20 protein-coding genes are annotated in these 19,211 nt (G+C 71.7%); 12 read left to right on the top strand and 8 right to left on the bottom strand.

The window, feature by feature from the left end; translation table 11 throughout:
• Window positions 1–40 precede the first annotated feature (40 nt).
• The 4 genes from M3190_RS02620 to M3190_RS02605 are packed head-to-tail and all read left to right on the top strand — an operon-like array spanning window position 41 to window position 4,075.
• Window positions 41–1,162 (top strand): glycosyltransferase, encoded by a 1,122-nt coding sequence (locus M3190_RS02620; protein ID WP_251578025.1) that lies wholly within the window; start codon window positions 41–43, stop codon window positions 1,160–1,162.
• Entirely contained in the window at window positions 1,159–2,265 is a 1,107-nt protein-coding gene (locus tag M3190_RS02615; RefSeq protein WP_251578023.1) for a glycosyltransferase, read from the top strand. The genes M3190_RS02620 and M3190_RS02615 overlap by 4 nt, the downstream gene beginning before the upstream one ends.
• The gene (locus tag M3190_RS02610) at window positions 2,262–3,257 is read left to right on the top strand and encodes a glycosyltransferase (RefSeq protein ID WP_251578021.1); all 996 of its coding nucleotides are present in this window, start codon (window positions 2,262–2,264) and stop codon (window positions 3,255–3,257) included. The genes M3190_RS02615 and M3190_RS02610 overlap by 4 nt, the downstream gene beginning before the upstream one ends.
• On the top strand, window positions 3,254–4,075 hold the full coding sequence (locus M3190_RS02605; RefSeq protein WP_251578019.1) for a glycosyltransferase family 2 protein: 822 nt from the start codon (window positions 3,254–3,256) through the stop codon (window positions 4,073–4,075). Before M3190_RS02610 ends, M3190_RS02605 begins: the two co-directional genes overlap by 4 nt.
• Here M3190_RS02605 and M3190_RS02600 read toward each other — a convergent pair.
• The 5 genes from M3190_RS02600 to M3190_RS02580 all read right to left on the bottom strand — a co-directional run bounded on the left by M3190_RS02600 (window position 4,068) and on the right by M3190_RS02580 (window position 7,291).
• Window positions 4,068–4,301 carry a hypothetical protein gene (locus M3190_RS02600; protein WP_251578017.1) on the bottom strand — a complete coding sequence of 78 codons (234 nt, stop codon included), beginning with the start codon at window positions 4,299–4,301 and terminating at the stop codon, window positions 4,068–4,070. The genes M3190_RS02605 and M3190_RS02600 overlap by 8 nt on opposite strands.
• A gap of 56 nt (window positions 4,302–4,357) precedes the next feature.
• The gene (locus M3190_RS02595; RefSeq protein WP_251578015.1) at window positions 4,358–5,557 is read right to left on the bottom strand and encodes a glycosyltransferase family 4 protein; all 1,200 of its coding nucleotides are present in this window, start codon (window positions 5,555–5,557) and stop codon (window positions 4,358–4,360) included.
• Entirely contained in the window at window positions 5,554–6,405 is an 852-nt protein-coding gene (locus tag M3190_RS02590; protein WP_308222236.1) for an ATP-grasp fold amidoligase family protein, read from the bottom strand. The genes M3190_RS02595 and M3190_RS02590 overlap by 4 nt, the downstream gene beginning before the upstream one ends.
• A 29-nt stretch (window positions 6,406–6,434) precedes the next feature.
• Entirely contained in the window at window positions 6,435–6,770 is a 336-nt protein-coding gene (locus M3190_RS02585; RefSeq protein WP_251578012.1) for a hypothetical protein, read from the bottom strand.
• 62 nt (window positions 6,771–6,832) lie between these two features.
• Entirely contained in the window at window positions 6,833–7,291 is a 459-nt protein-coding gene (locus M3190_RS02580; RefSeq protein WP_251578010.1) for a GNAT family N-acetyltransferase, read from the bottom strand.
• Window positions 7,292–7,380: 89 nt separating this feature from the next.
• Between M3190_RS02580 and M3190_RS02575 the strand changes: the two genes are divergently transcribed.
• Window positions 7,381–7,584 carry a hypothetical protein gene (locus M3190_RS02575; protein WP_251578008.1) on the top strand — a complete coding sequence of 68 codons (204 nt, stop codon included), beginning with the start codon at window positions 7,381–7,383 and terminating at the stop codon, window positions 7,582–7,584.
• Window positions 7,585–7,592: 8 nt separating this feature from the next.
• Here M3190_RS02575 and M3190_RS02570 read toward each other — a convergent pair whose 3' ends face one another.
• The 3 genes from M3190_RS02570 to M3190_RS02560 all read right to left on the bottom strand — a co-directional run bounded on the left by M3190_RS02570 (window position 7,593) and on the right by M3190_RS02560 (window position 11,457).
• On the bottom strand, window positions 7,593–8,924 hold the full coding sequence (locus M3190_RS02570) for an APC family permease (RefSeq protein ID WP_251578006.1): 1,332 nt from the start codon (window positions 8,922–8,924) through the stop codon (window positions 7,593–7,595).
• Complete coding sequence (locus M3190_RS02565; protein WP_251578004.1) at window positions 8,921–9,985, bottom strand: YihY/virulence factor BrkB family protein; 1,065 nt, start codon at window positions 9,983–9,985, stop codon at window positions 8,921–8,923. The genes M3190_RS02570 and M3190_RS02565 overlap by 4 nt, the downstream gene beginning before the upstream one ends.
• A gap of 89 nt (window positions 9,986–10,074) precedes the next feature.
• Complete coding sequence (locus tag M3190_RS02560; protein WP_251578002.1) at window positions 10,075–11,457, bottom strand: cytochrome P450; 1,383 nt, start codon at window positions 11,455–11,457, stop codon at window positions 10,075–10,077.
• 148 nt (window positions 11,458–11,605) lie between these two features.
• Between M3190_RS02560 and M3190_RS02555 the strand changes: the two genes are divergently transcribed.
• The 7 genes from M3190_RS02555 to M3190_RS02525 all read left to right on the top strand — a co-directional run bounded on the left by M3190_RS02555 (window position 11,606) and on the right by M3190_RS02525 (window position 19,171).
• Window positions 11,606–12,559: a phosphodiester glycosidase family protein gene (locus tag M3190_RS02555; RefSeq protein ID WP_251578000.1), complete on the top strand. Its 954-nt coding sequence runs from the start codon at window positions 11,606–11,608 to the stop codon at window positions 12,557–12,559.
• 3 nt (window positions 12,560–12,562) lie between these two features.
• A complete protein-coding gene (locus M3190_RS15480; protein WP_251577998.1) occupies window positions 12,563–13,702 on the top strand; it encodes a GtrA family protein in 1,140 nt (379 codons plus the stop codon).
• A complete protein-coding gene (locus M3190_RS02545) occupies window positions 13,699–14,322 on the top strand; it encodes a DUF4956 domain-containing protein (protein WP_251577996.1) in 624 nt (207 codons plus the stop codon). The genes M3190_RS15480 and M3190_RS02545 overlap by 4 nt, the downstream gene beginning before the upstream one ends.
• Window positions 14,319–15,122 carry a polyphosphate polymerase domain-containing protein gene (locus tag M3190_RS02540; protein WP_251577994.1) on the top strand — a complete coding sequence of 268 codons (804 nt, stop codon included), beginning with the start codon at window positions 14,319–14,321 and terminating at the stop codon, window positions 15,120–15,122. The genes M3190_RS02545 and M3190_RS02540 overlap by 4 nt, the downstream gene beginning before the upstream one ends.
• Complete coding sequence (locus tag M3190_RS02535) at window positions 15,107–16,897, top strand: carbohydrate-binding domain-containing protein (protein WP_251577993.1); 1,791 nt, start codon at window positions 15,107–15,109, stop codon at window positions 16,895–16,897. Before M3190_RS02540 ends, M3190_RS02535 begins: the two co-directional genes overlap by 16 nt.
• An 82-nt stretch (window positions 16,898–16,979) precedes the next feature.
• Window positions 16,980–17,708 carry a response regulator transcription factor gene (locus M3190_RS02530; protein WP_285875694.1) on the top strand — a complete coding sequence of 243 codons (729 nt, stop codon included), beginning with the start codon at window positions 16,980–16,982 and terminating at the stop codon, window positions 17,706–17,708.
• Window positions 17,705–19,171: a sensor histidine kinase gene (locus M3190_RS02525; RefSeq protein WP_251577991.1), complete on the top strand. Its 1,467-nt coding sequence runs from the start codon at window positions 17,705–17,707 to the stop codon at window positions 19,169–19,171. The genes M3190_RS02530 and M3190_RS02525 overlap by 4 nt, the downstream gene beginning before the upstream one ends.
• Window positions 19,172–19,211 lie beyond the last annotated feature (40 nt).

Raw genomic sequence — 19,211 nt, 5'->3', positions numbered from 1 at the left:
CCCACTTCTCAGTCGGCGCGACGTCGTCGAAAGGAGATCTGTGGCTACGAGCACGCGCACCGTCGCCCCACCGGGTGCGGAGTCGACAGGATCGATCACGATCGTGTCGATCCCTGCAAGCCACCCCTACGTCCGTCAGACGACGTCGGATCCGCGAGTCACGGTCCTCCCGGATCCCGTGGCGCCGGGGGGCGACCCGGCCGTGTGGTGGCCGCCCGCCGCCCTCGACCCTGACTGGATCCGGGCCCACGCCGACGAGGCGTCGCTGCTGCACATCCACTTCGGCACGGAGTCGTTCCCGGCGGGGCACCTCACCGCCTGCGTGGCGGCCGCGCACGCGGTCGGCTGGCCGGTCGTCTACACGCTGCACGACCTCGAGCACCCCCAGCTGGGCGACAGCACCGCCTACCTCGCCCAGCTCGATGAGGTCGTCACCGGCGCCGACGTCGTCACGACCCTGACGGTGGGCGCGGCGCGCGCCGTCCGGGAACGCTGGGGACGTCATGCGACCGTGATCCCCCACCCGTCGGTCCTGCCCCGGGACGCTGCGATCGAGCCGGCTGTCGGTGCGGGCCGCATCGTCGGCTTGCACCTCAAGGACCTGCGCCCGAGCGTGGACGGCCCGGGAAGCGTCCGGACGCTGGACGCGGCACTCCGTGCGCTTCGCGACGCCGGCCATGATGTGCGCGGCGAGGTGCGGCTGCATCATCGGGTCCGTGACGCGGATGCCGCAGCCGAGGTCCGCGCGCTGTGCGCGGCATCCGCTGTCCTCGACCTCGTCGAGCACGAGCGACTCGCCGACGCCGACCTGTTCGCCGCGCTGGCACGTCTCGACGCGTGCGTGCTGCCCTATCGGCACGGCACGCACTCGGGATGGCTCGAACTCTGCTGGGATCTCGGGGTCCCCGTCGCGGCACCGCGGGTCGGCTTCCTCGCCGAGCAGCACGCCGACGGCACCGTGGGGTCGTTCGCACCGGGCGACGCGGGGGAGCTCGCCGCGGTCCTGTCGGATCTGTGGGTCGCGCCGTCGTCCCGCCCGGCGAGCCCCGCGCGCGACGCCCTGGTCGACGAGCGCCGCGCGTCACGCACGGTCACCGACGCCGCCATCGCCCAGCGTCACGCCGACCTCTACCTGCACCTGCTCGAGAGTCGCACGGCGTGAGCGCCCGTCCGCTCCGCATCGTCGTCATCGCTCCGCTGCGCTTCCCGATCTCGCGGCCGCACGCAGGCGGTCTGGAATCGGCCGTATGGGCCGAGGTCGACGCGCTCCGTCGTCGCGGTCACGAGGTGACGTTCATCGCTCCCGAGGGTTCCGACTTCCTCCCCGACGCCCACGTGTTCCGACTGCCGCCCGTCGTGTGGCCGGACGGCGCGGCGCCGACCGACAAGACGTGGCCGGCGAGCTACCACCTCGAGAGCGCACCGGCGCTCGACCGTGCGCTCTCGGAGCTCGCGCGGCACCCGGAGCGCTACGACGTGATCTCCAACCACTGCCTCGACCCGCTCCCGTTGCGTCGAGCCGACTCCCTCGGCGTCCCCATGGTCACGACCCTGCACACTCCGGTCGATGCGGGCGCCGTGGCGGCGCACGTGTCCGCCGGAGGAGCCGGGTCGAAGTTCCTCGCGGTGAGCGCGCACACGAAGGCCCAATGGGATGCCGCCGGTGTGCCGTCGCAGCTGCTGCCGAACGGCGTCGACCCGTCGTCGTGGCCGCTCGGCCCGGGCGGCGACGACCTGGTGTGGTTCGGGCGGATCGTGCCCGAGAAGGCCCCGCATGTCGCCGTGGACGTCGCCCGCCGGCTCGGCCGTCGCCTGATCATCGCGGGGCGGATCGGCGACGAGGAGTACGCCCGCGACGTCCTCCTCCCCCTCGTCGGCGGGGGGATCGACTACGTGGGCGAGCTTTCGCCCGGCCCCCTGGCCGAGCTCGTGGGTCGCAGCGGGCTCGCGTTGGCGACCCCGGCGTGGGCCGAGCCGTTCGGGCTCGTGGGGCCCGAAGCCCTCATGTGCGGCACGCCGGTGGTGGGCTTCGCGGTCGGCGGCGTGCCCGAGGTCGCCGCTGCGACGATGGGCATGCAGCTCGTAGCCGCCGGTGACGTAGCGGCCATGACGGAGCGTGCGGGCGCGATGCTGCCGAGCGGAAGGGATGCCGCCTTCCGCGAGGTCGTGCGCGAGACGGCGAGGCGCCGCTTCTCGCTCGACGCGCGCATCGACGCGCTCGAGACGATCTTCGCGGCAATGATGGCCAGGGAGACCGCAGCGTGACGGACAGGCGCCCCCGGCTCGGCTGGTACGTGCATCACCACGGGCGAGGACACCTCACCCGGCTGCTCGCGATCGCGCCTCATCTCGACGCAGAGGTCGACTGCCTCAGCACGCTCGCCGCGCCCTCCGGCCTGCCGTCCGGCTGGACATGGACGGTGCTCGACCGTGACGACGACGGCGGGTCGCCGATCGATCCGACGGTGGCGGGAATGCTGCACTGGGCTCCCATCGGTCACTCGGGTCATCGCTCGCGGGTGTCGGTCATCGCTGCAGCGGCCGTGGACGGCCGCTGGGACGGGATGGTCGTGGACACCTCCGTCGAGATCACTCTGCTCGCGCGGCTGCTGGGGCTGCGCACCGTGGTCGTGACGCAGCCGGGGCACCGCGTCGACGGGCCCCACATGCTGGGGTTCGCCGCCGCCGACACCGTGCTCGCGCCGTGGGCCCGCGGCATCCTCTCGCCGCCGCACCTCGAAGCGCTGGGTGAGAAGGTCGTGCACACCGGCGGGATCAGCCGGTTCGCGGGTCGCAGCGCCACGCGCGCACGCTCCGACGAGGTCGTCCTGCTCGGGGGCGGCGGAGATGCGGTCGTGGGGCCGGCGGCGATCCGGGATGCCGAGAAGGCGACCGGACGCCCCTGGCGGGTCCTCGGCGGCGGCGCCTGGGCGGACGACCCGTGGTCGGCGCTGGTGTCCGCCGGGGTGGTGGTCTCGTGGGCGGGTCAGAACGCGATCGCGGACCTCGCCGCAACGGAGGCGCCCGCGGTCGTGGTGCCTCAGGACCGACCGTTCGACGAGCAGCGCGAGACGGGTCGCGCCCTGCACCGCGCCGGTCTCGCGCAGGTGCGGGAGGAGTGGCCGACGGCGGCGCAGTGGCCGGAACTCATCGACCGGGCCGCGTCGGCCCGGCCCGAGTGGGAGCGCTGGGAGGTCGCCGGGGCACCTAGTCGAGCCGCCACGGCGATCGTCGACACGATGCGGGGACGGCGATGACCCTCGCGGTCGTGAGCCTCTGCTCGACCCCTCGTGTGACGCACCTGCACGCGCAGCTGCGGGCCCTCGGCGGGGTGCCCGATCTGCAGCGCATCGTGGTCTGGATCGGCGACGACCATCCCCCTGCGCTGGACGCCGACACCGTGCTGCGCGTCCCGCCCGGGCCGGCCGGTCTGCGCTTGGCCGCCGCTCGCAACGCGGGTGCGGCCGCTGCGGCCGGAGCCGACCTGCTGATCTTCCTCGATGCCGACTGCGTGCCCGGCCCCGAGCTCATCCGGCGCTACCGCGCGGCCGCCGAGCGGCACCCCGAGGCGGTGCTGTGCGGACCGGTGACCTATCTGGCCGAGGGGGTGTCGGCATCCGACCCGGCGGACCTGGTCGCGCTCACCTCGCCGCATGCGGCGCGGCCGATGCCCCCCGACGATGCGGAGCGCACCGCCGCCGCCGACGAATACGCCCTGTTCTGGTCGCTCTCCTTCGCCCTGACCCCCGAGACGTGGCGCCGGATCGGCGGGTTCGACGAGGCCTACGAGGGATACGGCGGCGAGGACACCGACTTCGCCTTCCGCATGCGGGCCCGCGCTGTTCCGCTGGTGTGGACCGGGGGCGCCCACGCGTACCACCAGTACCATCCGACGAGTTCGCCGCCCTGGCAGCACCTCGACGACATCCTGCGCAACGGAGCATTGTTCGCGGACCGCTGGGGCGAGTGGCCCATGACCGGCTGGCTGACCGCCTTCGAGCAGGGCGGCGCGGTGAGGAAGGACGCCGACGGCTGGCGGCGCGCGACGGTCTCGGCCGACGGGGTCGTCAGGTGAATCGACGCCGCTGATCCGCCGGCTGCGCGGTCACGGCGAGGACTCCCTGCTCGGTCTTCTCGGCGAGCCGCGTGCGTGCTCGCGGATGCAGCCAGACGTCCGCGTCGGGGTGGAGTCGGAGCACGCGGAAGATGAGTCGACGTGTGCCGGCGGGCATCCGGACCGTCCAGTCCGTGCCGCCCCAGATGCTCCCGGAGGTCGTCCGGGATGCGGACGGTGTACTCATCCCCGTCACGGACGACGCGCGCGGTGCGTTCCAGCCTTGGGCGCGAGTCGACTCGATCACGCCGCGACGACCGCGCGGGACAGGAGTCGGTCCACCGCCGCGCGGAGGTCGTCGGCGACCGGCGCGGGAGCGAACCGGTCGACGGCTGCCTGGGCTCGCCCCGCTCGCCTGTGGGCGGCGTGCGGGTCCGCGATCACGTGGGACAGGGCGACGGCCAGCGCGTCGGGGTCGGCGGGAGGGACGACCAGGCAGTCGTCCCCGTCGGTGCAGAAGTCGTCGAACCCGCTGCCACCGGTCACGATGAGCGGTGTCCCGGCCGCCTTGACCTCGACGGCGACGTTGCCGAAGCCCTCCCATCGCGACGGACACATCACCACGTCGGCAGCCGCGATCGCGCCGAACAGCTCGTCCCCCGCGACGTGGCCGAGGAAGGTCACCCGGTCGCGTGCAGCCGCGGGCACGCGATCGAGCAGGGCCGACCGCGACGGCTCGAACCGGTCGTCACCTCCGGCACCCGCGAGCACCAGTCGCGCGGTGGGATGCCGCAGCGCGACGCGCCCGAACGCGTCGACGCCCTCGAGCACGCCCTTCCGCCGTTCGGTGCGCCCCAGGAACAGGACGGTCGGCCCGCCGGCCCCGGGCCAGTTCGCCGGCGGCCTGCTGCCGGCCGCCGCGCGGCGGACCGCGGCGACGTCGACGCAGTTGCGGACCACCTCGATCGGCGGCATCCCGTTCCAGATCTGCGCGGCACGGGCGGCCATCGCGTGCGAGATGGCCACGATCCCCTCAGAACGCCGCACCTGCCGTGCCTCGAGGAGGGCCTGGAGCACGACCGCCGGCCGGCTCGGTGCAGGCAGGTCCGCGAGCCGCAATCCCGAGATCTCGTGCGCGAGACGGACGCCCGTCGCGAGGTTCGTCACCAGCGGGGCATCCGGCGGAAGGAACGCCCCCAGTCCCATCCACTCCGGCAGGAACGCACTGTCGTATGTCCCCGCGCGGAAGATCCGGCGCACCGTTCGGGCGCGGTGGACCAGGGCGGCAGCGGGCGGCATCCCTTCGGTCGGGACGATGACCAGCCGGCGGATGCCGGGCGCCACCCGAGCCTCGACGGGAGCGTCCGAGAAGACCACGAGATCGATCTCGATCCCCTGGGCCGCGAGCGCCGGCAACAGGGCGGCGTAATGACGGCCTATCCCGCCGGTGTAGGACGACACCCCGGCATACTCGGTCGCGGCGACCAGCCAGCGCTCGGTCACCGGTACCGCCTGGGCACGGTCCAGTGGCGACCGAGATCGGTGTTGAACGACTCGGGGTGGAACGGACTGTCACCGCCGGCGGGGAAGCTCGTCAGCTCGCCGAACACGATGCGACCCTCGACGTCGTACAGGTCGACGCGGACGAAGTCGGTGCCCTCGGCGAGCGCCTCCGCGACGCGGATCATCTCGGCGAGAGCCGTCGGCCGCGGCGGTGTCGGGTCTGCCCACGGCGGTCCGCCGCTGAGCGGCAGATGGGTCCAGCCCCGGTCGAAGAAGTCTTGCGTGCGACCGGCGAAGCGCCCGGCGTCGACCTGGATGTACTCCACCCGCCCGTGGAAGGCGAAGAGCTTGATGTCGTCAGGGATGCGGTCCGCCTCACCGCCCAGCATCTCCTCGACGATGATCCGTCGCGGTACCCGCCCGTAGACCCATTCGCGGTTGGGGCCCTGCCCGTACAGCTGGGCGAGCCAGTCCTTCGCGATGCGCAGGAGGTGCTCGCGCGCGGCGTGCTCGGGCCGGACGTGACGATAGACCCAGCCGCCGTCCTCGGGCAGCCGCGCGTCCACCGGTGCCGAGGGTGAGACGATGATCGCCGCCCCGCTGCCGTGCGTCGGCTTCAGCACGAACGCGTCGGGCAGCTCGAGCGACAGCAGGTCGTCCGCGCTCTCCAGGACCGTCGCTGCGGGAAGGTGGTGGGCACCGACGCGCTCGGCGACGTATGCGCGCACCGCCGCCTTGTCGGCGAATGTGACGACCAGGGGCCGGTGGTCCCGGAGCATCTTGTAGCGGACCTTCTCGCGGAAGGTGACCGGCCGCCTCGTCCGCCAGAGGCGCCATGCCCGGACGATGCGGCTGCGCTCCCGCCAGCGTGCGCGTCTCAGAAGGACTCCTCGTACCAGGGGTCGTCCTCTTCGTACGGGTACTCCCCGATGGTCTCGGGCGGGTGCACCAGACGGTCGTTGCGACTGAGGAGATCCATGACGGATGCCTCGTCCTCGATCGGCGCGGCTGGGCCGTCGTGGGGCGTCGTGTAGAGCTGACTCGCGGGCCCGATGAGCATCGACGAGACAGCGGGGCCCTCGGGGGTCGAGATGGGGAAGGTGACGAGATCGGAGGCCTTCTGCTCGGCGAGGGTCTTCGCGTAGCGCATCACCGCGTCCGCGATGGCGCCCGTCGTGACGATGTAACCGTCGGAGTAGTGCAGCTCGAGCATTGCTCGATGGTGCTCCCCGGGGGTCTCGGATCGATGGGGGTCGCGCCCCCGGCATCCGTCTCTTACACTGCGCCGTCGGCGGCGCGGGTCATCGGAACGTGCGGGATCCGGTCCTCGATGTAGGACGGGCCCGAGGTGACGAAGCCGAAGCGCCCGTACCAGTCCGCGAGGTGCTCCTGCGCGTCGAGGACGAACGGGCGCGCCGGGTCGAGACCCGCTGCATGCTCGATGGCGCGCCGCATGAGGTCTGCGCCGACGCCCCTCCCTCGGGCCGCGGAGCTCGTGACGACGCGGCCGATCCGCCACCGTTCCCGCTCGTCGAGCAGCCGCAGGGTCCCGAGGATCTCACCGTCCTCCTCCGCCCATCCGATGAGGGCGCCCGGCTCGACGTCGCGGCCGTCGAGCTCGGGGTACGCCGCCTGCTGCTCGACGACGAACACGCTCACGCGCAGCCAGAGGATCCGGTAGAGGGTCGTCGCCGGGATCTCGGCGAGCGGGGACAGATGGATGCCGACGGTCACCGCTTCACGTTACGCGAGGCGGGCACCACACCCGCCCGCCGCTCGCAAGCCCCTGCCGCGACCGTCGTCGTCGGCGGAGCGTGAGGGGCATGAGCGAATCCGACGACATCCGACAGCCACTCGACCACCTGCCGAAGAAGGAGGACCGCGACCGCGCGATCGAGATCGAGGAGCCCTCCTACCCGGGAACGGACTCCCCGCACGGCGGCTCCGCGGCCTCGCCCGCGACGGCCGCCGAACCGGACGAGCCGAACCGTCACGGCGTCGCGAAGCTGCCGCCCACCGGCCGCTGAGCCGGCGTTCAGCGGGTCGAACTCTTCCGCGCCCTTCCCGCCCGTGACCGGAACCATCGCGTCACAGCGAACAGCAGCGTCCCCACCGCCAGCAGGATCGCGCCGAAGAGCCACACCGTGCCGGACTGCTGCGTCAGCAGGAGGACGCACGACGCGACACCGAGGATCGGGACCGCGGTCCAGACGCGGAAGTGGTCGTGCTCCACGCGGTCGCGGCGTAGCACCAGTACCGAGACGTTGGCGCTGAGGAAGACGAACAGCAGCAGGAGCACGACCGTCTCGGCGAGCAGGCTCAGGTCTCCGATCAGGGTCAGCAGCATCGCGACGAGGGTCGTGGCGAGGATGGCCACCCAGGGCGTGCGCCGTTTCGGGAGGACCCGCCCGAGAACCCCGGGCAGAAGACCCTGTTCGGACATCCCGTAGGCGAGTCGGCTGGCCATGATCATCGTGAGCAGAGCTCCGTTCGCAACGGCGACGAGCGCGATCAGGCTGAACAGCCACGGCGGCACGCCGACCCCGGCGGCGGCGACGACGTCGAGCAGCGGACCGCTCGAGTCGACGAGGTCGCCGGGTGGGAGCGCGATCGCGCTGGCGAGGCCGACCAGGACGTAGACGACGCCCGCGGTGACGAGGGACGCGAACAGCGCGCGCGGGTAGGACCTCCGCGGGTCCCGCACCTCTTCGATGACGTTCGCCGAGGTCTCGAAACCCACGAACGAGTAGTAGGCGACGATGGCTCCGCCGAGCACGGCCGTGGGCAGCGCAGCATCCGTCGGCAACTCGAACACGCGCCCGGGATCTCCGCCCCCGCCCGCGACGAGGATGGCGACCACGACGATCACGATCACGAGACCGCTGAGTTCGACGAGTGTCATGACGAGGTTCGCGCCCATCGATTCCCGGATGCCGCGGGCGTTGAGCGCCCCGACGACGGCCAGGAAGACGACGGCGACGAGCGGTGCCGGCAGGTCGATGAAGGTCGAGAAGTAGTCACCGGCGAAGGCGATTGCGAGCCCCGCGGCACTGACCACGCCGGCGGCGAGCATGCAGAAGCCGACGAGGAACGACACGAGGGGACTGCGGAACGCCCGCTCGGCGAAGACCGCCGCACCGCCCGCGCGGGGATATTTCGTGACGAGCTCCGCGTACGAGCCGGCCGTGAGCAGCGCGAGCAGCAGCGCCACCAGGAGCGGGGCCCACAGCATCCCGCCCACCTCCGCCGCGAGGACGCCCATCAGCGCGTAGATCCCCGCGCCGAGGACGTCCCCGAGGATGAAGGCGAACAGCAGGGGCCCGGTGACCCCCCGCTTCAGACGGGTGGGGGTGTCGACATCCGTCATCGGTTCTCGTCCTCGCCATGGGCGAGGCGGATGCGTCGGCCTTCTTCGATGTCCTTCTGCTCCTTGGCGGCCTGCTTGTCGGACTTCCGCGTGTCGCGGGCCGGCAGCTGGATGTCCTCCTCGGCGGCGATGCCGCCCTGCAACTGGCGGCCGCGCTCGAGTTCGGCGTCGAACTCCGCGCCGAACAGGAGCACGTTGTTGGCGATCCACAGCCAGAGCAGGAACACGATGACACCCGCCAGCGAGCCGTACGTCCGGTCGTAGTTCGAGAAGTTGGCGACGTAGAACGCGAAACCCGCGGTGGCGAGGATCATCACGACGATCGCGATCAGCGCGCCGATGCTGATCCAGCGGAACTTCGGCTGCTTCGCGTTGGGTGTCGCGTAGTACAGGATCGCGACCAGGAGCACGACGATGAACAGCATCACCGGCCACTTCGCGATGTTCCAGGCGAGCAGGACGCCGTCACCGAGACCGATGGCCTCGCCGAGCGATCGGGCCACGTCGCCCGAGAGGACGAGGCCCAGCGCGACCAGCGCGAGCGAGACGACCGCGACGAGCGTCACGAGCAGCTGCATCGGGCGCAGCTTCCAGAACGGACGCCCCTCCTCGATCTCGTAGATCCGGTTCATCGCCCGTGAGAAGGCCCCCACGTACCCGGACGCCGACCAGAGGGCCACGAGGATGCCGACGACGAGGGCGACGCCCGCTCCGGGGGACGATGCGACCTGCTGGATCGGCCCCTCCAGCGCGCTGGCCGTGTCGGAGGGGGCGACGTCGCGCACGATTCCGAGGACGGCGTCGGCGGTCGCCTGCCCCTGGCCCACGACGCCGAGCAGCGAGAAGATCGCGATGAGCGCCGGGAAGAGCGCGAGCACCCCGTAGTACGTGAGGCCTGCCGCGGCATCCGTGCATTGGTCCGCGCTGAACTCACGGATCGTCTTGCCCAGCACGTACTTCCACGACCGCTTCTTCACGTCGGTCACGGAGTCGGGTTTGCGGGATGCCTCGGGGTCGGGGGCGTCCGTGCGTGTCGTCTGGCGGGTGTTCTGTTCTGCCATGGTGTGCCTCCTGGTCGGAGGTCACCCTGCTGCCGCGACCTCGCAGTTCAGAGGGGGTTGCGTGGCCTGGGCGATCGTGGCATCGGACCTCAGCGGTGGAACGGGCAGCGCGCTCCGTCGGACGACCCCGCGGCCCGCACGCGCCCGCCCGAGCGGGGCTTCGTCGGCATCCGTCGCTCGTTCACCTCGAGCCCCGCGGGGAGGACGGTGAGGCGGGGGTCGCTGAGGGCGCTGATGGATGCCGCGAGTCCCGCGATCGCGAGCTTCTCGCCCGGACAGCGATGACCCGTCGCGACGTCCGCGCCCCCGTGCGGGATGAAGGCGGCGATCGCCTCGTAGTCGTCGACGCCGACGAAGCGCTCCGGGTCGAACACGTCGGGACGTTCCCAGGATCGCTCGTCCGTGTCGGTGCCGAGGATGTCGAGCACGATGCGACCGCCCGCGCGCACCGTGCGACCGTCGACCTCGATGTCCTGCGTGGCGAACGCCGGCAGCATCGGGACGAAGGGCGACAGGCGGCGGATCTCCTGGGCGAACGCGGTGGCGAGCGGACCGTCGACGAGCGATGCTCGCTCGCTGACCTCCGCGGCGATGCGCTCCCGCCACTCCGGGTGCTCCTGCAGCCGCTTCGCGGCGAAGGCGCTGAAGCGGGCGACGGCGATCATCGGACGGAAGCTGTTCTGCAGTTCGACCCCCGCGAGACGCGCGCTGAGCAGTCGGCCGTCCCGGTCGCGGTGCCACGCCCAGGCTGCCAGCGCGGTGTCCGGGTGAGCATCGAGCCGCCCCGCGCGGACAGCGCGGATCAGCCGCTCGGCGTGACGGTCAGACCAGCGCCGATTCAGCGCGGACAGCACGTACTCGGGCGAGTAGGGCACGCCGAACCCGTCGACGATCTGCGCCTGCCGCCGCGCCCACCGCGTCTTCGCCTCGCCGGTGCCGGGGAGCCCTGCCCACCGCATGATCGCGCGGCCCAGGGCTCCGACGGCGGCGTCGTACGCCGACCGCGTTCCGCCGGCGATCCACTCGTCGACCTCGTGCCGCCACTCCCGCTCGAGATGCGGTCGCAGCCGGGCGACCTGCTCGTCCTCGTAGAGCGCCGAGACGAAGGTGGCTTTCCGGTGCCGGTGGTCCTCGCCGTCGAGGCTGTGGACGGACTCGTGCCCGAAGAGGGTCTCCTGGATGAACGGCGGCATGGCCCCGTGGCGCGCGACGCGCTGATCGTCGTAGAACGCCGCGACCCCCTCCGCGCCGCGGACGAGGAGCGCGTCCGAGAAGAGCAGGCGCATCGGCGCGGACCGCGCGCCACCCGGAACGCGGCGCCAGATGTGCTCGCCGAAACGGTAGCCGCGGGTCAGCAGCGAGGCGGAGTCGTCGCGCCACGCGGCGCGCGACACGACACCGAGCGTCGGGTCCGCGGCGCGCTCTGCACGGGTCTGCGGTGTGGGCGTCGAAGTCTCATCGGTGGTCGCCATGCTCCGACGCTCGCAGCCGGCCGCCGTGCCCGACAGGGGCCTGCGTATGCGGATGGCGTGTGGTAGTCGGCATCCCGGACGGCATCGTTAATCCCGCTCTCAGCATCGGTCAACGTCGGCCCGACATTGCGTCCGTACTCCTGGAGGCATGCCTCACACCGTCAGACCGCGCCGCCGCCTCCGCACCGCCCTCATCGCCGGCGGCCTCACCGTCGCCCTCGCCGTCGGAGGGGCGACGGCGTGGGCCGCCGATCGCTTCCTCATCGAGCACGTCGAGATCGCCGACGTCTCGGCGTACGAGGCCGAGAACTCCGCCGTCGAGCCGACGACATCGGCAACGGATGCGGCGGGTGCCGTCGACGGAGACACCTACTCCGACGGCGAGACAAGCATCACCGTGTCTCAGGTCGTCACCGGTTCGGGCGACGACACCCTCACGTACTACGTCGCCGATGTGGTCCTTTCGGACGCCACCCGGCTGCGCTCCGCGTTCGCGAAGGATCAGTTCGGCGAGAACATCACCGAGACCACGAGCGGCATCGCCGAGGACAACGACGCCGTGTTCGCGATCAACGGGGATTACTACGGCTTCCGCGACACCGGCATCGTGATCCGCAACGGCGTCGTCTACCGGGACTCCCCCGCGCGCACCGGCTTGGCCTTCTACACCGACGGAACGGTGCAGGTCTACGACGAGACGGCCACGAGCGCCGACCAGCTGCTCGCCGACGGGGTCTGGAACACCCTCAGCTTCGGCCCCGCACTCGTCGAGGACGGAGCTGCCGTGGCCGGAATCGACAGCGTCGAAGTCGACACCAACGTCGGCAACCATTCGATCCAGGGCGAGCAGCCCCGCACCGCCGTCGGCGTGATCGACGACGACCACCTCGTCTTCGTCGTCGTCGACGGCCGCAGCGAGGGCTACAGCCGCGGCGCGACCCTCACCGAGCTCGCCCAGATCATGATCGACCTCGGCGCCGTTACCGCCTACAACCTCGACGGCGGCGGGTCGTCGACGATGTTCTTCGACGGCGAGGTCGTGAACCAGCCCTCCAACGGCGGCGAGCGCGGCACGAGCGACATCCTCTACATCGAGGAGTGAGCCGTGATCATCCTCATCCCCGCCTACGAACCCGGCGCGACCCTGACGGACCTCGTCGGTGAGCTGACGACCTCCGCCCCCGGCATCTCGATCGTCGTCGTCGACGACGGCAGCGGACCGCACCATGCGGCCGTCTTCGACGACGTCGCCGCACTCGGGGCGACGGTGCTCGGACACGTGCGGAACCGGGGGAAGGGCGCAGCGCTGCGCACCGGATTCCAGCACGCGATGACCGCTTTCCCCGGGCGTGCGGTGATCACAGCCGACGCGGACGGTCAGCACGTGGTGCGGGACATCCTGAACGTGGGAGCGGCCACCGTCGCCGCGATGGACGCGGGCACGCCCGCGATGGTGCTCGGATGCCGCGACACCGGCCGACGCGGCAATCCGACGCGCAGCAGGCTCGGCAACGGCGCGGCGCGGGTGACGTTCCGCCTCGCGGCCGGGTGGAGCCTCTCCGACACCCAGACGGGGCTGCGCGGCATCCCGCCCGTCATGCTGCCCTGGATGCTCGACCAGCGCGGAGACCGCTTCGAGTACGAGCAGAACGTGCTCCTGCGCTGTCACCGCGACGGGTGGGCGGCGAGCGAGGTCCCGATCGAGACGGTCTACCTGGCGGGGAACACCTCGAGCCACTTCCGGCCACTGACCGACACCCTGCGGGTCGGGCTGCCGCTCGCGCTGTTCGCCGCCTCGTCGCTGCTGGCCTTCGCGGTCGACACCCTGCTGCTTTTCGTCCTGACCGCGTCGACGGGAGCCTTGATCCCCTCGATCGTCGCCTCGCGGCTCGTGAGCGCGACCGTGAACTTCGTCGTCAACCGGCACGTCGTCTTCCGACGCGACGGCGCAGGTGCTCTGCGCCGCGAGGCGACACGGTACGCCCTGCTCGCCGGTGCCCTGCTGGCCTCGAACGTCGCCTGGATGACGATGCTCACCGCAGCTGGGCTGCCGCTCCTGGCCGCCAAGCTCCTGACCGAGGCAGCGCTGTTCGCGCTCGGCTACCTCATCCAGCGAAGCGTCGTGTTCGGCCGGACCCCGCGCGCGCCACGCCTCGAATCGGCGGTCAATGCGGCTCTTAGGAACGGTGAAGGTGCCGTCGCTCAGATGGACATCGTCACCACTCACCCACGGAGGAACCCATGACCATCGCCTCGATCTCGCTCATCGCGATCGACCTCGCCGCCGCCCTCATCCTGAGCCTGGGCCTGTACTACCGGCGTCACCGTCGTCGTGACCTGGTCGTCGCCTTCCTCGGGGTCAACGTCGGGGTGATGGCCGTCGCGACGGTCCTCGGCACGGCGGAGGTCGCACTCGGCCTCGGCCTCGGCCTGTTCGGCGTGCTCTCGATCATCCGGCTCCGTTCCTCGGAGATCTCGCAGCGCGAGGTCGCCTACTACTTCGCCGCTCTGGCCACGGGCCTGATGGCCGGCCTTCCGACCACCGACATCCTGCCCGTCACCGGACTCATCGCACTGATCCTCGTCGTGATGTGGGCAGCAGACCACCCGCGCCTGCTCTCCCGCAGCCGCCATCAGGTGGTGCGACTCGACCGTGCCGAGGCCGACGAGGCCGCGCTCCGCGCCCTCGTCGGGCAGCGGCTCGGCGGTGAGGTCACCTCGCTGACCGTGCAGGAGCTCGACCTCGTCAACGACACGACAACCGTCGATGTGCGCTACCGCATCTCGGATCAAAGCAGCATCTCGGCGGACCCGGCGACATCGCAGCGGATCGAGGGCCGTCTCACGGCCGGAGCAGTCCGATGAGTCCCGACGGCCTCGCCCGCTTCGCCGGGGTGAGCCTCGAGGACATGGTGGCCGAGGCGGCGCTCCTGGCCCGCGTCGACCGCAAGTACGTCGTGCCCCAGTCCGCACTGGGAGGCCTGCTCTCACAGGTCGACGAGCGCACCCGCGTCCTCGAGATCGACGGCGCCCGCCGGTTCGCGTACGAGTCCGTCTACTTCGACACCCCGGACCTGCTCAGCTTCCACATGGCCGCGCAGCCCCGCCGCCGGCGGTTCAAGCTCCGTACCCGCACCTACGTCGACACGCACGCCGCCTACCTCGAGATCAAGACCCGCGGCGCTCGTGGGACGACGGTCAAGGAACGGTCGGAGTACGACATCGCCCAGCGCGCCGTGCTCACCCCAGAGGCCCAGGAAGAGGTCGCCGCGGCATTCGCGGCGATCGGCGTCGACACCGATCGCGTCGACGAGCTGGATGCCACGCTCGTCACCCGGTACGCACGGGCGACGCTCCTCGCCCCCGACCAGTCGTCGCGGGCGACCATCGACACCGACCTGCGCTGGGACCGCCCGGACGGCACCGGCTTCTCCCTCCCCGACCTCGCGATCGTCGAGACGAAGTCGCCGTCGTCGGCATCCGCTCTCGACCGACTGCTGTGGCGCGCCGGGCACCGTCCCGTCTCGGTCAGCAAATACGCGACCGGGCTCGCCGCGCTGAGCCCCGACCTCCCCCGCAACCGCTGGGGACGCCTCCTGCGCGGCCCCTTCTCCCCCTCATCCGCCGACATCCACACAGAGGAGCTGCCATGCGCCGCCGCCTGATCCTTCCCGCCGTCCCTCTCACCCTCGCCGGGCTCGTGCTCGCGGGGTGCGCCGTGACCGGCGTCGCCTCGACCGGCACGAGCGGGACCTCGTCCACGACGAACGACTCCTCCACCGTCGCCGTCGCCGAGATCGACTCCGATCTCGATTCGACGGCCGTCCTCGCCGCGAACGAGGACGCCACGGTCGTTGCCGACGACGAGTGGTCGGGGGACGACGCGGTCGACGTCACGCTCGAGGGCTCGACGGCGACGACGTCGGGGAACGGAGTGACCGTCGACGGGGCGACGGTCACCGTCACCGCCGGCGGCGTCTACCGCCTGACCGGGGATCTGACCGGGTCGGTCGTCGTCGCCGCGCCCGACGACGCGCAGGTCGTGCTCATCCTCGATGGCGTCGACATCACGAACGCCGACGGTGCGGCGATCAGCGCCATCACCGCCGACGACGTCGTGATCTCCCTCGCGGCGGGCAGTGAGAACACGGTCTCGGACGCCGCGAGCTACGACGACAGCGCCGAGGCGAACGCCGCGATCCACGCCGACGCCGACCTCACCGTCAGCGGAAGCGGATCACTCGTCGTCGCCGGCAACGGCAACGACGGCATCGCCAGCACCGACGACCTCGCGATCATCGGCGGGACGATCACGGTGGATGCCGCCGACGACGCCCTCCGCGGCAAGGACGCCCTCGTCATCTCGGGCGGAACCCTCGAGGTCGCTGCCGGCGGCGACGCGCTCAAAAGCGACGACGACGAGGACGCCACACGCGGGTACGTCTGGATCTCAGGCGGTGACATCAGCGCCACCAGCGGCGACGACGGCATCGCCGCGACGACGGATGCCGTGATCACGGGCGGCACGGTCTCGATCAGCGCCGACGGCGCGGCGGACGCCGGCTCGAAGGGCATCAGCGCGGGCGTCGTCATCGCGATCGGCGACGGCGCGATCGACGTGTCGGCCACGGACGACGGCCTGCACTCCGACGGCTCGATCGGGATCTTCGGCGGCACGGTCGCGGTCACCGCCGGAGACGACGGCGCGCACGCCGAGGCGGCGCTGGAGATCGGCGGCGGCACGGTGACCGTCGAGCAGTCGAACGAGGGCCTCGAAGCGACCGACATCGCCATCAGCGGCGGGGACGTCGCGGTGACGGCGTCCGACGACGGGCTCAACGGCAGCGGCGATGCCGCATCGGACAGCGGGGCCCAGGGCGCCGAGGGGGGCATGGGCGGCGGCATGGCCGACACCGGCGAGACGATCACGATCTCGGGAGGCACCCTGACCGTGAATGCCGGCGGCGACGGCATCGACTCGAACGGCTCCGTGACCGTGACCGGCGGCGACATCGTCGTCTGGGGCCCGACCTCGGCCGGCAACGGTGCGCTCGACAGCAACGGCGGATTCGACATCTCCGGCGGCACCCTCCTCGCCGTGGGCAGCTCGGGGATGGCCGAGTCCCCCGACAGCGGCACAGCGCAGGCCTGGGTCGCCGCGACCGTCAGCGGATCCGCGGGAGACGAGATCCAGATCACAGATGCCGACGGCTCAGTCGTCTTCTCCATCACGGCGGAGAAGGAGTTCCAGACCGTGGTGTTCTCCTCCTCCGGCATCGACGCTGACGGCACCTACACGGTGTCTGCGGGCGGCTCGTCGGTAGCGGTGGCGGCGGGTGAAGCCGTCGCCGGCGGAATGGGCGGCGGCCCCGGCGGGATGGGCGGCGCTGGCGGAGGCACCGCACCCGGCGGTGTCCCCGGCGCCGGCGAACACTCCTGATCCCGCGCGGCCGTGCGGCGCGCCTCCTCCCCCCGGCCGCCGCACGGTCGCATTCCCCTCCTCGACACGGAAAGCTGATGCCATGAACTCTCCCCGCCCCGCCCCGCTGACCCGCCTCGACGGCTCCCCGATCCGCGTGCTGGTCGTCGATGACGAGGCGAACCTCAGCGACCTGCTCCGCATGGCGCTGCAGAACGAAGGCTGGGACGCTCGCACCGCCTCGAACGGCCAGGAGGCCCTCACGCTGGTGCGCGAGTTCGCCCCGGATCTCGTCGTGCTCGACATCATGATGCCGGGGATCGACGGCATGGAGGTGCTGCGCCGCCTGCGGTCGGCGGGCAACGACGTGCCGGTCCTGTTCCTCACCGCGAAGGACGCCGTCGAGGATCGCATCGCCGGCATCAGCGCGGGCGGCGACGACTACCTGACCAAGCCGTTCAACCTCGAGGAGGTCGTCGTCCGGCTGCGCGCGATGGCGCGTCGTCATGTGGCGGCGGCCGCCGCGGTCGAGACGCGTCTGCGGGTCGGTGACCTGACCCTCGACGAGGAGACGTACGAGGTGGAGCGCGGCGGCATCCCGATCAAACTGACGGCGAAGGAGTTCGAGCTGCTCCGCTACCTCATGCAGAACCCGCGGCGGGTCCTGTCCCGCGCGCAGATCCTCGACCAGGTCTGGAGCTACGACTTCGGCGGCACCTCGAGCGTCGTCGAGATCTATATCTCCTACCTCCGGAAGAAGATCGACACCCTCGGCGAACCGCTCATCCACACGGTGCGCGGCGTCGGGTACACGATCAAAGCAGCCTCATGAGCGCATCCGACCGCACCGGGCGGCGGCGCTGGACGCTCCGGCGCACCCTCGTCGTCGGCACCGGCACCCTCGTCGCGATCGCGCTGCTCGTCACCGGCCTCGCGACCTCGCTCGCCCTGCGCACCTTCGTGTACGACCGGCTCGACGGCCAAGTGCTCGAGACGCTGCAGATCATCCGCGTCGGAGGGGGGATGCCGGGCGGCTCCTTCCCATCCGACGGTGCCTCCGGGGACCGCGAAGGCCCCGCACCGCGCATCGGGTCGCTGCACGCCGTCTTCGCATCCGACGGGTCCGTGGTCTCCTCGAGCTACACGGGCGACGACGGCCAGGTGACCGCTCTCGACGAGAGTCAGCTCGACGCGATCAAGCGGGCCGCCCTCCCGTCGCGCACCCCCGAGACGGTCGACCTCGGCGACGGCCTCGGCGAGTTCCGCCTGGCGGCTCGGCAGGACGACGGGATGCAGGTGGTCGCCGGCATCTCGCTCGACGAGGTGACCGCCACGACATCCGCCCTCACCGTTATCCAGGTCGCCGTGGCCGGGAGTGCGTTGCTGCTCGTCCTCATCGGCCTCTCGCTCGTCGTCCGCCGGACGCTGCGTCCGCTCGACCGTGTCGCCGCCGTCGCGGACCGCGTCGCCGCGCGCCCGCTCGCCATCGGCGAGGTCGAGATCCCCGAGCGCGTCCCCGACGGCGACACCGACCCCGCGACCGAGGTCGGCCGCGTCGGACAGTCGCTGAACGTGCTGCTGGCGCACATCGAAGCGGCACTGACGTCCCGCCAGCACAGCGAGGACCAGCTCCGGCGTTTCATCGCCGATGCGAGCCACGAGCTCCGCACCCCACTGGCGTCGATCCGCGGGTATGCACAGCTGTCGCTCGGCGAGAACGCGCCGATGACGCCCACGCAGCAGCGCGCGTTCGACCGGATCGCCTCGGAGTCCACGCGCATGGCGGACCTCGTCGAGGACCTTCTGCTGCTCGCCCGGCTCGACGCCGGTCAGCAGCTGCGCCGCGAGAGCGTGGACCTCACGATGCTCGCGATCGACGCGATCAGCGACGCGCACGCCGCCGACCCCACACGGACGTGGCTGCTCGACCTGCACGAGGACGACACGATCGAGGTCACCGGCGACGAGAACCGGTTGCGTCAGGTGGTGGCGAACCTCCTGCGCAACGCGCGCACCCACACGCCGACGGGGACGCGCGTCGTGCTCGCCCTCCGCCGGGACGGCGGGGACGCCGTGCTGGACGTCGCCGACGACGGTCCCGGGATCGCACCCGACGTCCGCGACCGGCTGTTCGAACGGTTCGCGCGCGGCGACGTCTCGCGCAATCGGGATGCCGGGAGCACCGGCCTCGGCCTGTCGATCGCCGAAGCGATCGTCGCCGCCCACGCCGGTTCCCTCGCCGTCGCGAGCGCACCGGGTCGCACCGTGTTCACCGTGCGGCTGCCCGCGGACTGAGCCGCGGCATCCGCCCATATCCGCGGAACGGATCCCCGTC

This window comes from Microbacterium oleivorans (assembly GCF_023715745.1).
Lineage (GTDB): Bacteria > Actinomycetota > Actinomycetes > Actinomycetales > Microbacteriaceae > Microbacterium > Microbacterium oleivorans_D.
The sequence above is the reverse complement of the archived record's forward strand: the minus strand, read 5'-3'. Positions and strand labels throughout refer to the sequence as shown.